The organism is Enterobacter sp. ECC-019, from assembly GCF_043974075.1.
In the GTDB taxonomy this organism is placed as follows: domain Bacteria; phylum Pseudomonadota; class Gammaproteobacteria; order Enterobacterales; family Enterobacteriaceae; genus Enterobacter; species Enterobacter asburiae_D.
Window position 1 is genome coordinate 297,448 of the sequence record NZ_CP143759.1, and the last position, 12,047, is coordinate 309,494.

Consider the following 12,047-nt stretch of genomic DNA (forward strand, 5'->3'; position numbering starts at 1 on the left):
ATGTACCAGTTTGTACTGGGAAAAATCTCCACTCTTTGCGCGGACCCGCTGGCGTCAACGCTCGCAGACAGGGCACCTCAGGGTGCTCGCAATGCCTCCTGGCTGGCCGGGAGGACGCTGCTCGCCAGAACGCTATCCCCTCACCCGCTCCCCGACATCATTTACGGCGAGCAGGGCAAACCGGCCTTTGCGAAGGGGGATCCGCTGTGGTTCAACCTGAGCCATAGCGGTGACGATATCGCCCTGCTGATGAGTGATGAAGGTGAAGTCGGCTGCGATATCGAAGTGATTCGCCCGAGGAAGAACTGGCAGGCGCTGGCTAATGCGGTATTCAGCATGACCGAGCATGATGAGCTGGAGCGTGAAGCGCCCGAGGAACGGCTTTCCGCGTTCTGGCGTATCTGGACGCGGAAAGAAGCGATTGTGAAACAACGTGGTGGCAGTGCCTGGCAGATTGTCAGCATCGACAGCACGGCGCAGACACACGCGGTCAGTCAGCTACAGGTCGGCTCGCTGAGCCTTGCCGTCTGCACATCGACCCCTTATACCCTGACCAACGAGTCGATTATTCACGTTGGGACGTTCGGGGCAGAAAAATCACTAACACGCCCAGAATAATCAACCCGACGCCCACCAGCCCGTGCCAGGAGAACCGCTCCTCCCAGCCCGGCAGCAGGATCGCGGCGCCCCACACCAGAATATAGCTGAGGCTCAGCAGGGCATAGGCTTTGCTGAGCGCCATACGGTGCAGCGCCAGATACCAGCAGCCCATAGAAGCCACATACCCCATTAACCCCAGCAGCAGTGCACCCGTGCCGGACGAGAAGTGCCACAGCGCGGAAATAAACACCTGGACCTCACTGACCGGTGGCAATGCCTGCATGGCCTCGCGCAGCAACAGCTGCGCCGCGCTGACTAACAGCACGCTGCATAAGGCCCAGAACGCTCCTTTCACAGGCTCCCTCCCAGTACAATAATCCCAATGATGATGAGCCCCACCCCCAGCCAGTGATGCGGAGCGACGTTTTCACGCCAGAATGCCTTCGCCGCCAGAGTCACCCAGACAAAATTGAGGCTCAGCATAGGATAGGCGATGCCGACAGGCAGGCGTTGCAGCACCACCAGCCAGACCAGCATCCCACTTCCCAGCGCCAGCAGTGCCAGACCCAGCCACAGCGCGATATGCGCCCCACGCCGCCCGGCTTTCGCCGGACGGGTGGCTTGTTTCTGGCACAGCTGCCCCGTGCAGCTGAGCAAGCTTGCCAGTATCAGCCAGATCCAGGTCATCACTTCGGCAGATACTCCAGCAAGGCCAGACGCCCCTGGATATAGAGATTGTCCGGCTGCGGTAAATTCTCCTGTGAAATATCGTCGTGTTTTGACAGCAGCATCACCAGCGATACGCGTCCCTGCTGACGGTGCTCCGCCAGCCACTGTGCGAAGTCATCTTTATCGACATAACGATCTTTCGCATCAGGATAATCCAGCCCGTAACGCAGTTCGCCGCTCTGATCGAACAGCGTAATGTCACTGCGCTTCAGCTCCCACGCCAGGCCTGCGGCCACGCCAACGTTATTGGCCAGCACGAATCGACTCTCCTGCAGCGGCTCGCGCACGGTATCGACCAGCGACTGCGGCTGTTTGGAATCCACCACCAGGTTAGGAATGGCGAAACCAATCAGCAGCGCCAGCCCTGCAGGGCACAGTGCAGCCAGCCACCAGCGCTGCTGACTCTGCCTGAGCGTAAACCAGCCAACCGCCGCCCAGATGAGGAACGCCACCACCGCACAGAAGACTTTATACAGTTCAACCGACGTCCAGACCGGATGCTTCGACAGTCCCCACGGCGAGACCACCAGCGCCGCCACCACGCCGATAACGCCAAACGCCACGTTAATCCCGCCGTTAATGCGTAACGTTCTGGCGCCTTTCTCCGCCGCGAGGCAGGCATAGCGGGCCATCAGGATTGCCAGCGGGGCAAAGCAGGGCAGGATATAGGTCGGCAGCTTGCCTTTGGCGATGCTGAAGAACAGCAGCGGCATCACCACCCAACCCAGCAGATAGAACCCGCCACCCGCGTTTTGTCGGTCATTCCAGCCGAGACGAAACGCGCCGGGCAAAAGCGCAAGCCACGGCAGGCTGCCCGCAATCAGGAACGGTATGTAGTACCAGAACGGGGCTTTGTGCTGCGCGTCGCTCTGGGCAAAACGCTGAATATGCTCAACCCAGAAGAAGTAACGCCAGAAGTCAGGCTCACGCTGCGCAATAGCCAGCCCCCATGGCAGAACAATCAGCACGCAGCTCAGGATCGCGAGCCAGCCAAAAATCAGCACCTCTTTCCAGCGCTTCTGGGCGATCACCCACGGCAGCACGCCAATCACCGGTACGGCCAGCGCCAGGAAGCCTTTAGTCATCACCCCCATTCCGCAGGCCAGCCCAAGCAGCACATAGCCACCCGCTTTTCCGGCAACGGTTTGAGCCTGTGACGCCAGCCAGAAGCTGCACATCGCCGCCACCAGCCACAGGGTGATGATAGGATCCAGCACCGCATACGTACCGATGCCATACACCAGGAACAGGGTCAGGAAGATAAGACCGGAGAAAATGGCTGTCCGCTTATCTTGCCAGAGACGCCAGGCCATCCAGATGACCAGCAGCGCCGCTATCCCGGTGGAGAATATGGACCCGGCGCGCACGGCGAGGTTCGTATGCCCGAACAACAACTGCCCGATGCTGTTGATCCAGTAACCAGCAATCGGTTTTTCAAAATAACGCAGCCCCATAAAATGCGGGACAACCCAGTCTCCGGATGCCAGCATTTCGCGGCTGATTTCCGCATAGCGCGTTTCATCAGGCTGCCAGAGCAGACGGATATCGACCGGAATGAGGTAGTAAACGATAAACAGTGCGAGAAGCGCTAAGCCATAACGGGCTGTTTTCATGGGACCGGACTCACGGTTTGTTGATAGCCAAGCCAGCCTTCCCGGCCAGCCAGTTCATTACGTACGACTTTGCCCACAGGCAGGGTGCTGAGGTCGTCCGGCAGCAGCTCGCTCAACGGGCAGAATTCAATGCCCTCCTGAGCGGCCATCGTCAGCAGTTCGTCGAAATCATGCTGATACGCAATCCCTTCCACTTCGGCATGGATGGTATACACCGGCGTACCGGCGTCACGATGGATGCGATCCAGAATGTAGCGATTGAACTCATCAGCCTTCACCTCGCGCCCGACCACTTCATCCCATGTGGGAAGCGTGACCGGAATTTGCACCGTACCGTAGCGATTTTCGCCTAACAGCGGCAAAAATGGCCCGGTTCCGCGGCAATCGCTGTTGTAGCGAAACGCGAAGGTTTCTTTGGCTTTCACGACGCGCTGATCCGCACGCCATCCCGCCACGGCGGAGCAGCGCACGGGCTGGCCGGTAATGGCCTCCAGCTCCAGCATCCCCCGCTCGACCTCACGGGACAGGCGCGGGATGTCCCAGACGCCGGCCCAGGCTTGCCAGGCATGGTGATCCCAGGCATGCAGGCCTACCTCATGTAGCCGGGCCGCCTCACGGATAACGGCTTCATTACCCGCGCCGATGCGTCTGCCGGGCCAGGCGGTGCCGGCCAGCAAAATATCCCAGCCGTAGAGGGATGCTGCGCGCGAGCGCAGCATTTTGAACAGAAATGCCGGTTTAACCAGACGCCATAAATGGCGTCCCATGTTGTCAGGCCCCACGCTGAAGAAAATGCTGGAACGCACACCGTGCTTGCTCAGCAGTTCCAGCAGTTTGGGTACGCCGTCACGCGTTCCCCTGAAGGTGTCGACATCAATGCGTAAACCGACTTTTTTCATGAGTCCTGTTCCGACAGCTCCACGGTGCGCAGGAAGAAATCGAGCGTTTCGTCAATGGTCAGCTCCATCTTCACCGTCGGCGTCCAGTTCAGGCAGCGCTTCGCGTTGCGAATGCTTGGCTTACGGTGCTCAACGTCCTGATACCCTTTGCCGTAGTAGCTGCTGCTTTCCACTTCGCGGAAACCGGCAAACGGCGGGAATTTATCGCGCAGCGGGTGGCGCTCAAAGCTGGCCAGCAGCATCTCTGCCAGCTCGCGAATGCTCGCTTCGTTGTCCGGATTACCGATGTTGATGATTTCACCGTTGCAGCGGTTATCTTTGTTTTCGATGATGCGGAACAGCGCTTCGATACCGTCGCTGATGTCCGTAAAGCAGCGTTTCTGTTTCCCGCCTTCGATAAGCTTGATTGGCGAGCCTTCCACCAGGTTCAGGATCAACTGGGTGATCGCACGGGAGCTGCCGATACGCGCCGCGTTCAGGTTATCCAGACGCGGGCCCATCCAGTTGAACGGACGGAACAGGGTAAAGCGCAGACCCTCTTTCTCACCGTAGGCCCAAATCACACGGTCCAGCAGCTGTTTGGATACGGAGTAAATCCAGCGCTGTTTGTTGATCGGTCCGACCACCAGGTTGGAGGTGTCTTCATCGAAGTTCTTATCGGTACACATGCCGTACACTTCAGACGTGGACGGGAAGATGATGCGCTTGTCGTATTTCACGCAGTCGCGGATGATCTTCAGGTTCTCTTCGAAGTCCAGCTCGAACACGCGAAGCGGGTTACGGGTGTACTCAATCGGGGTGGCAATGGCGACCAGCGGCAGCACCACATCGCATTTTTTAATGTGGTATTCGATCCACTCGGAATGGATGCTGATGTCCCCTTCCACGAAGTGGAAACGCGGGTTGCCGAGGAAACGACTGATCGCATCTGAGCCAATATCCAGACCGTAGATTTCGTAGTTATCGTCTTTGAGCAGACGTTCGGTCAGGTGGTTACCGATAAAACCGTTCACGCCGAGGATCAGCACGCGGGTACGGCGTTTGATGGCAACAACCGGCGCGCTGGTGATCAGCGCCCCGGCCACCAGACCCAGAGACTGCGCCAGCTGCGTGCCCTGAACGTACAGGCCGTTGTCGGTTTGTCCGGTGACGATCTCCAGCGCCTGCTCGCCGCAGCTCACAATCAGCGGAGAGACAGAGACGACGGTGCCCGGTTTGGCGGCAGGGATGTCGTCACGCACGCGGGATTTCCAGACGATAAATTTGCTTACGCCAGCAAAGCTGTACGCGCCCGGCCACGGGTCGGTCACGGCGCGCACCAGGTTGTGCAGCTGGCGAGCGGGCTTGTTCCAGTCCAGACGACCATCTTCCGGCGCGCGGCGGCCAAAGCAGCTTGCCTTGCTCTCATCCTGCGCGGTCTCGCTAAAGGTGCCGCTGAGGATGGCGGGAAGGGCATCACGCAGCAGCGTCTGTGCCGTCGCATTCAGCTTTTGATGCAGCTGCAGCGCCGTTTCGTCCGCATCAATAGCGACCTTCTGCTGTGCCACGATAGCGCCCGCGTCCGCACGGCGCACCATGCGGTGCAGCGTCACCCCCGTTTCCGTTTCACCGTTCACCAGCACCCAGTTCAGCGGGGCGCGGCCACGGTAGGCTGGCAGCAGAGAGCCGTGAAGATTAAAGGCGCCTTTTGCGGCCAGACCTAAGATCTCGTCGGAGAGCAGGTTGCGATAGTAGAACGAGAAAATCACGTCAGGCGCGAGCGCGCGGATGCGATCCACCCACAGCGGGTGGTTTACGTCGTCCGGCGCGTAAACCGGGATCCCACGCTCGGCGGCGATACGCGCCACGGAGCCGAAAAAGTTATTCTCTCCGGCCGTGTCCGGATGGGTAAAGATTGCCGCAATGTCATAGCCCGCTTCCAGCAGGGCCAGCGTGCCCGTGCACCCCATATCGTGATACGCAAATACAACAGCTTTCATGGGTGAATTTCCTCTTGAGATGCTTTGTGTTCCTGACGGACAACACGTTGAATAAAGTAGCGCGGACGCGCGCGAACATCGTTATAGATACGGCCAATGTATTCACCGAGAAGGCCCATCCCGACAAACTGGGCGCCGATGAACATAAACAGCACGGCAAAGAGCATGAAGACCCCTTCCGCCGCCCACTGCGGGCCAAAGACCAGTCGCAGTACCACCAGCAGAACGGACAGCGCAAAGCCGGCCACGGCGATGATGCTGCCGAACACGCTCAGCAGACGCAGCGGTGTGGTGGTCAGGCAGGTGATGAGGTCATACATCAGGTTGATGAGACGCATAAAGCTGTACTTCGATTCCCCGTGCTCGCGCTCGGCGTGCAGAACCGGAATTTCCGTTGCCTTACGGGCAAAGGTGTTGGCGAGGATCGGAATAAAGGTGCTGCGCTCATGGCAATGCAGCATGGCGTCGACAATATGGCGGCGGTAGGCGCGCAGCATGCAGCCGTAATCGCCCATCGCTTTACCGGTCGTGCGCTGGATAAGACGGTTGATGGTCCGTGAGGCCAGCTTGCGGAACAGGCTGTCCTGACGGTTCTGACGAACGGTACCAACCACGTCATAGCCTTCATCGGCTTTGGCGACCAGGCGCGGGATCTCTTCCGGCGGGTTTTGCAGGTCAGCGTCCAGGGTAATGATCAGATCGCCCGTGACGTGGCTAAACCCCGCCATAATCGCCGAGTGCTGGCCGTAGTTGCGGTTGAGCAGCACGGCCACAATGTGGCTGCCTTCAGCCTGCGCGGCCTCGGTCAGCATCAGCGCGGAATTATCGCTACTGCCGTCATCCACTAGCAGAATTTCGTAAGCCTTGCCCATCGTGTCGCAGGCGGCCGTTGTACGGCGGATCAGTTCGGGCAGGCTCTCCTGCTCGTTATAAACCGGGATGACCACGGAAACTTTTTGTACGGGCGGTGCACTGAACATATCAATGTCCTGCAAGCTGATGGAGTGCGGTAATGACACGGGTTGTGTCGTCATGAGTCATATCCGGGAAAAGAGGGAGGGAACAAATACGCGCGCTATTCCATTCAGAATTCGGGAGCGATACATCAGGAAAACGCTCGCGGTAGTATTTTTGGGTGTGCGCCGCGCGGAAGTGGAGGCCGGTACCGATGCCTTTCTCTTTCAGCGCCGCCATCAGGTTGTCGCGTGAGATCCCGCAGCGCGCTTCGTCAACGCGAATAATGAACAGGTGCCAGGCGTGCACGTGCGGCCATGACGGAATGGTGAGCGGCTGGAACGGCGTATCGGCAAGCTCACGCAGGTAGCGTTCAGCAATTTCCTGGCGGCGCCTGTTGGCCTCTTTCAGCTTGCCTAACTGCACCAGCGCCAGCGCGGCGTTGATGTCTGCAAGGTTGTATTTATAGCCCGGCGCGATCACTTCCGCCTGCGGCGCACGACCGTGCGTCTGGCGGTCATAGGCATCTACGCCCAGACCATGGAATTTCAGGCTGCGGATCCTCTGTGCCAGCTGGGCATTATCCGTGACGACTAAGCCACCTTCCGCGCAGGTCATATTTTTAATGGCGTGGAAGGAAAAAATCGCCGTTCCTTTCCAGCCCACATGACGGTTCTTGTAGTAGGTTCCAGCGGCATGGGCCGCATCTTCAATAACCGGAATACCGTGACGTTCACCGATGGCATGAATGGCGTCGATTTCACACGGCGCGCCGGCATAATGAACGGGAATAATGGCTTTGGTACGTGGGGTAATGGCGGCTTCAACGGCTTCTGGCGTCACCATTAATGTATCTTTGTCCACATCGATCATGACCGGCGTGGCGCCCAGCAGTACGATCATATTCAGCGTGGACACCCAGGTCTGGGAAGGGGTAATAACTTCATCGCCCGGGCCAATATCCAGCGCCATCAGCGTGACGTGCATACCTGCGGTGGCTGAACAGACGGCAATCGCATGCTGATTACCGGTAAGTTGACAGAATGCCTCTTCAAGTTCCTGATTCTTAGGCCCCGTGGTGATCCAGCCCGACATCAAAACGTCCTGAAGCGCCGCAATTTCCTCAGCGCCCATCGACGGCCGCGAAAAAGGCAGAAAATCACTCATTATTAATTTCCTTGCAATATAAATGGCATGTTTTTGATATTAACCAAATGCCAGCCCGTTTATTTCAACGAACCATAAACTTATATCAAAGTAGCTCTCTTTCCTTAGGGAAAAATTAAGACAACGTTTGCAACGTTATAAGACAACTAGCAGTTAGTTGAAAAACAACAAGTTAAATTACTATTAAATATTTTTAATGTGATCTTTCGCAACATTTTGAAATGATTTGCTTTAAACCAATCCTCAACAAACAAAAAAAATCCCGGCTATTTCAAAATAATATGAAATAGCCGGGAACTTTTCTTTTTAGTTAATTGTCGCGCTTATTACAGGTTATCTGGAAAGTTTTTCGGTAATTCACTGGCCGCGCAGGCGATAACGCTTTCATTATTTGCACCGCAGTCGCGCACGAAGGTGATCGTGGCAAACTCATCAATCACTTCCGTTGGATACGCCGGGCCCGCATCGCGATAGCTATTCATCAGCGGAATATGGTCGTTCTGGAAGCAGACGGTTTTTTCCGGGTTGTTCATTACCCAGCGTGGGAAGAAGATGGTGCCGTGGAACAGTTTGTCGCCCAGGTTCACAATCAGGCTGACGTCGGTACCGGTTGGCTCGGTCCAGGAAATTTTATAGATGCTTTCCCCTACCCGCACGATGTAAGCCTGCTGATCTTTCACCCAACGGTTGGCCACGAGACCGCTGTGAATACGGTAATCAAGCGTGGTCTCATTTTTTACATAAATCTCGTAGTTCCAGCCGTTATCGTAAGTATAAACAAGGTGTTTGCCAACGAAGCCGCTTAAGTCGTGTTTGTCGAAGGTGTTCATAAGATGTCTCCTTTGTTTTGATGAGACGATCGTACCCCTTCAAAAAATGAATGAATAACGCTATGTTTTAATCAAATTAATCCAAATTTTAGATAAATCATGCACAAGACGACGCTGGAACAATGGTCTTTACTGGAACGAGTCGTGGAAGCGGGCAGCTTTGCCAAAGCCGCGGAAGAAACCCACCGCAGCCAGTCCTCGGTGAGCTATAACCTGTCGCTGCTGCAGGAGCGGCTGGGCGTGGCGCTGCTGGTCCCGGAGGGGCGACGGGCGGTGTTAACCCCGGCCGGAGAACTGCTTCTCAACCAGGTTAAACCGCTGCTGAAAGCGTTTTCGTACGTTGAGACGCGCGCAGCGACCCTTCGCAACGGGATGCGCACGCGGTTGGATCTGGTCGTGGACTCCATTTTCCCACGCCGCCGCCTGTTCGCCATCCTGCGTCAGTTCCAGCAGCAGTATCCGCAAACCCAGGTACGACTCACCGAGGTGCTGGAAAATACCCGCGCCGACGCCATTAACGACGAAGCCGATGTGATGATCTTAACCCGCCGCCAGGACATTACCGGGCTCGGCGAATGGCTGATGAATATCGACTTTGTTGCCGTGGCCCATCACCAGCATCCCCTCTTTCACCTCGACGCGCCGCTAAATGATGAGATGCTGCGCCCGTGGCCGCTTATCCAGATTGCGGACAGCCAGCCCGCCTCGCGTGCTGCCGGTGAGTCGTGGACCTTCTCCACCATCGATGCCGCCATTGAGGCCGTCGTCTCTCAGGTCGGCTACGGCTGGCTGCCAGAGGAACGCATCCAGACCCTATTGGATCAAGGCGTACTGAAACGTCTGCCGCTGAGCCACGGTGCGCGCAGAGCAACGCCGCTTCACCTGATTGTAAAGCGCTCCCTCGCCCCGCTTGATGAGCAGGTTGAGACGCTGTTGCGCCTTTTTAGCCAGGAGCCGTCATCCTCACCTGCTACGCTTTAAGGTCCGAACGTTTAAACGATAAGGAGCAGATGATGAAAATCGACTTTGCGGGGAAAGTGGCGCTGGTGACCGCCTCAACTGGCGGGATTGGATTCGCCATTGCCAGAGGTCTGGCAGAAAGCGGTGCGGAAGTGATCGTCAATGGTCGCAGCACGGAGTCGGTGAATAAAGGCATTCAGCAGCTCCAGCAGGTGGTGCCGGGCGTGCAGGTGCGTGCCGCGATTGCCGATCTCAGCACGGCGGAAGGGGTCGAGTCGCTTCTGAAGGTGGCCAATAACGTCGATATCCTGGTCAACAACGCTGGGATTTACGGTCCGCAGGATTTCTATGCCACCGACGATGAGACCTGGGAGCGTTACTGGCAGACCAACGTGATGTCCGGGGTGCGTCTGTCCCGCGCCCTGCTGCCGGGTATGGTGCAGAAAGGCTGGGGACGCGTGGTGTTTATCTCCTCCGAGTCGGCCTGCAATATCCCGGCGGATATGATCCACTACGGCGTGACCAAAACGGCGCAGCTCTCGCTGGCGCGCGGGCTGGCGAAGTTCGTGGCGGGAAGCGGCGTGACGGTCAACAGCGTACTGCCAGGCCCGACGATGTCAGACGGTTTCGCAGAGATGATGAAAGATGAAATCGAAAAAACCGGCAAATCGCTGGAGCAGCTGGCAAAAGAGTTTGTGATGGCCAACCGCCCCAGCTCGGTTATCCAGCGCGCGGCCACGGTTGAAGAGGTGGCCAATATGGTGATTTATGTCTGTTCGCCACAGGCCTCCGCTACCTCGGGCGCGGCGCTTCGCGTCGACGGCGGCGTCGTGGATGACATCATCTGACGCTAGGCCGCACTGCCTGCAACCCGACGGGCGGTAATGAAGTGCGCCTGCCAGTACTCATCAGTCAGGGTTGAGACCGTTACCCCCTGGCTGCTTGAGGCATGAATAAACTGGCTATTGCCAATATAAACGCCGACGTGCTTGCGGTTCGGGCCGGTCTGGAAGAAGACCAAATCCCCCGCCTGCAGACGAAATTGCGCGACCTGCACGCCGCGATGGATCTGTTCACTCGTCGTGCGCGGCAAATTAAGATGCGCCGCATCGGTGAACAGGTGCTGCACGAGCGCGGAGCAATCCACCCCGCGATGCGTGGTTCCGCCCCACCGGTACTGGGTGCCTTTCCACTTCTGGTATTGATCGAGAATGCGCGAGCGCAGCGGACCTGTTTCCTGATGCAGCAGCGCAGATTTCGCCGGTGATACTGCCAGCTCACTGTTCATCGATAGCATCGACGCTGGAAGTTGAAAGCTGAACGCGGAAAACGAAGCAAAACTTAACGTGAGGATTGAAATAAGCGATCTAAGAGTCATATCAAGAAAGAAGTAGTGAGTGAGTTTTTCCTTACCTGTGGGGCCCAATGGTTCCCCGAAATATCTTGCGATGTGGCGATAATATAGACAGTTCGTTTTTTCACCAATCCTTATCGAGGCCAAAAATGGACTCACTTTGAGATCGCAAGATCGAGAAAAAAAATGGTGGCGATATAAGGACTGTCCAGCTAAAGCAGGTAAACTGATCCGCAGAATGTGTATTTCAGCTAAGACGTATTTATGACCAATATGATTGCCGACGAGACGGTGGCAAAATCCAGCGTGCTCTCTGTCTTTGACTTTGACGGGACATTAACGCACCACGACAGCTTTATTCCTTTCCTGCGTTTTGCCTTCGGTAAACGTTACTTCGCGGGTCGTCTGGTGCGCATGGCGCTGCCCACGCTCCACTGCGTGCGTCGCAAGCTGACGCGCGATGAGCTGAAGGAAGTGCTGATTAAAACGTTCCTGACGGGCGTGGATGAACACTGGCTGCGCCAGCAGGCGGAAGCCTTTTGCGAAAAATACTGGAACAAGCTGATGCGCCCCGAAGGGGTTCTGGCAGTGGCGGCTGAGGTGAACTCCGGTGCGGAGGTGACCATCTGTTCCGCGTCCCCGGCGCTGGTGCTCCAGCCGTGGGCTGATAAGCTCGGCATTAAGCTGATTGGCACGCAGCTGGAAGTGAAAGACGGCAAGCTGACGGGGCGCATCACGGGCAATAACTGCCGCTGCGCCCAGAAGGTGGCAAGGCTGGAAAAAGTGTATGGCGATCTGAACGCCTATCACCTGCGCGCCTGGGGAGATACCCGCGGCGACCACGAGCTGCTGGCGGCGGCGCAGGATCCGCACTGGCGGCACTTCCATCACCCGCGCAAGCGCCGGAATTCACCCATCAAGTAGCCTTTTTGCCGGGTGGCGGCTGCGCCTTACCCGGCCTA

At 57.2% G+C, this 12,047-nt stretch carries 13 protein-coding genes; 4 read left to right on the forward strand and 9 right to left on the reverse strand.

Annotated elements, in window-relative coordinates; translation table 11 throughout:
- Window positions 1–618 (forward strand): 4'-phosphopantetheinyl transferase AcpT, encoded by a 618-nt coding sequence (gene acpT / locus V1566_RS01535; RefSeq protein ID WP_395304881.1) that lies wholly within the window; start codon window positions 1–3, stop codon window positions 616–618.
- Here acpT and arnF read toward each other — a convergent pair.
- From arnF to V1566_RS01575, 8 genes are all read right to left on the reverse strand, one after another.
- Window positions 566–955 (reverse strand): 4-amino-4-deoxy-L-arabinose-phosphoundecaprenol flippase subunit ArnF, encoded by a 390-nt coding sequence (gene arnF, locus V1566_RS01540; RefSeq protein ID WP_395304882.1) that lies wholly within the window; start codon window positions 953–955, stop codon window positions 566–568. The two genes, acpT and arnF, sit on opposite strands and share 53 nt — an antisense overlap.
- A complete protein-coding gene (arnE, locus tag V1566_RS01545) occupies window positions 952–1,287 on the reverse strand; it encodes a 4-amino-4-deoxy-L-arabinose-phosphoundecaprenol flippase subunit ArnE (protein WP_395305940.1) in 336 nt (111 codons plus the stop codon). The genes arnF and arnE overlap by 4 nt, the downstream gene beginning before the upstream one ends.
- The gene (gene arnT / locus V1566_RS01550) at window positions 1,287–2,942 is read right to left on the reverse strand and encodes a lipid IV(A) 4-amino-4-deoxy-L-arabinosyltransferase (RefSeq protein ID WP_395304883.1); all 1,656 of its coding nucleotides are present in this window, start codon (window positions 2,940–2,942) and stop codon (window positions 1,287–1,289) included. Before arnT ends, arnE begins: the two co-directional genes overlap by 1 nt.
- Entirely contained in the window at window positions 2,939–3,841 is a 903-nt protein-coding gene (gene arnD / locus V1566_RS01555) for a 4-deoxy-4-formamido-L-arabinose-phosphoundecaprenol deformylase (protein ID WP_395304884.1), read from the reverse strand. The genes arnT and arnD overlap by 4 nt, the downstream gene beginning before the upstream one ends.
- The gene (gene arnA, locus V1566_RS01560; protein ID WP_395304885.1) at window positions 3,838–5,820 is read right to left on the reverse strand and encodes a bifunctional UDP-4-amino-4-deoxy-L-arabinose formyltransferase/UDP-glucuronic acid oxidase ArnA; all 1,983 of its coding nucleotides are present in this window, start codon (window positions 5,818–5,820) and stop codon (window positions 3,838–3,840) included. The genes arnD and arnA overlap by 4 nt, the downstream gene beginning before the upstream one ends.
- The gene (gene arnC / locus V1566_RS01565) at window positions 5,817–6,800 is read right to left on the reverse strand and encodes an undecaprenyl-phosphate 4-deoxy-4-formamido-L-arabinose transferase (protein ID WP_023333737.1); all 984 of its coding nucleotides are present in this window, start codon (window positions 6,798–6,800) and stop codon (window positions 5,817–5,819) included. Before arnC ends, arnA begins: the two co-directional genes overlap by 4 nt.
- A 1-nt stretch (window position 6,801) precedes the next feature.
- Window positions 6,802–7,941 (reverse strand): UDP-4-amino-4-deoxy-L-arabinose aminotransferase, encoded by a 1,140-nt coding sequence (gene arnB / locus V1566_RS01570; protein WP_023309541.1) that lies wholly within the window; start codon window positions 7,939–7,941, stop codon window positions 6,802–6,804.
- A gap of 326 nt (window positions 7,942–8,267) precedes the next feature.
- Entirely contained in the window at window positions 8,268–8,771 is a 504-nt protein-coding gene (locus V1566_RS01575) for a phenolic acid decarboxylase (protein ID WP_008503103.1), read from the reverse strand.
- 99 nt (window positions 8,772–8,870) lie between these two features.
- Here V1566_RS01575 and V1566_RS01580 point away from each other — a divergent pair, with 99 nt between their 5' ends.
- Both V1566_RS01580 and V1566_RS01585 read left to right on the forward strand, forming a co-directional pair.
- Window positions 8,871–9,752, forward strand: coding sequence for a LysR family transcriptional regulator (locus tag V1566_RS01580; RefSeq protein ID WP_395304886.1), 882 nt, complete (start codon window positions 8,871–8,873; stop codon window positions 9,750–9,752).
- 32 nt (window positions 9,753–9,784) lie between these two features.
- Window positions 9,785–10,579 (forward strand): SDR family NAD(P)-dependent oxidoreductase, encoded by a 795-nt coding sequence (locus tag V1566_RS01585; protein ID WP_047646797.1) that lies wholly within the window; start codon window positions 9,785–9,787, stop codon window positions 10,577–10,579.
- A gap of 2 nt (window positions 10,580–10,581) precedes the next feature.
- Here the strand turns inward: V1566_RS01585 and V1566_RS01590 are convergent, their stop codons facing one another.
- Window positions 10,582–11,109, reverse strand: a complete 528-nt coding sequence (locus V1566_RS01590) for an NlpC/P60 family protein (protein ID WP_395304887.1) — start codon at window positions 11,107–11,109, stop codon at window positions 10,582–10,584.
- A 240-nt stretch (window positions 11,110–11,349) separates the two neighbouring features.
- On the opposite strand from V1566_RS01590, the gene V1566_RS01595 reads away from it, so the two are divergent.
- Entirely contained in the window at window positions 11,350–12,009 is a 660-nt protein-coding gene (locus V1566_RS01595) for an HAD family hydrolase (protein WP_023333743.1), read from the forward strand.
- The last annotated feature ends 38 nt before the right edge of the window (window positions 12,010–12,047 follow it).

Bases quoted from the DNA above. Each gene is read 5' to 3' on its own strand.
- acpT (WP_395304881.1), top strand. From the start codon at position 1: ATGTACCAGTTTGTACTGGGAAAAATCTCCACTCTTTGCGCGGACCCG.
- arnE (WP_395305940.1), bottom strand. From the start codon at position 1,287: ATGACCTGGATCTGGCTGATACTGGCAAGCTTGCTCAGCTGCACGGGG.
- arnT (WP_395304883.1), bottom strand. From the start codon at position 2,942: ATGAAAACAGCCCGTTATGGCTTAGCGCTTCTCGCACTGTTTATCGTT.
- arnD (WP_395304884.1), bottom strand. From the start codon at position 3,841: ATGAAAAAAGTCGGTTTACGCATTGATGTCGACACCTTCAGGGGAACG.
- arnA (WP_395304885.1), bottom strand. From the start codon at position 5,820: ATGAAAGCTGTTGTATTTGCGTATCACGATATGGGGTGCACGGGCACG.
- arnC (WP_023333737.1), bottom strand. From the start codon at position 6,800: ATGTTCAGTGCACCGCCCGTACAAAAAGTTTCCGTGGTCATCCCGGTT.
- arnB (WP_023309541.1), bottom strand. From the start codon at position 7,941: ATGAGTGATTTTCTGCCTTTTTCGCGGCCGTCGATGGGCGCTGAGGAA.
- V1566_RS01575 (WP_008503103.1), bottom strand. From the start codon at position 8,771: ATGAACACCTTCGACAAACACGACTTAAGCGGCTTCGTTGGCAAACAC.
- V1566_RS01580 (WP_395304886.1), top strand. From the start codon at position 8,871: ATGCACAAGACGACGCTGGAACAATGGTCTTTACTGGAACGAGTCGTG.
- V1566_RS01585 (WP_047646797.1), top strand. From the start codon at position 9,785: ATGAAAATCGACTTTGCGGGGAAAGTGGCGCTGGTGACCGCCTCAACT.
- V1566_RS01590 (WP_395304887.1), bottom strand. From the start codon at position 11,109: ATGACTCTTAGATCGCTTATTTCAATCCTCACGTTAAGTTTTGCTTCG.
- V1566_RS01595 (WP_023333743.1), top strand. From the start codon at position 11,350: ATGACCAATATGATTGCCGACGAGACGGTGGCAAAATCCAGCGTGCTC.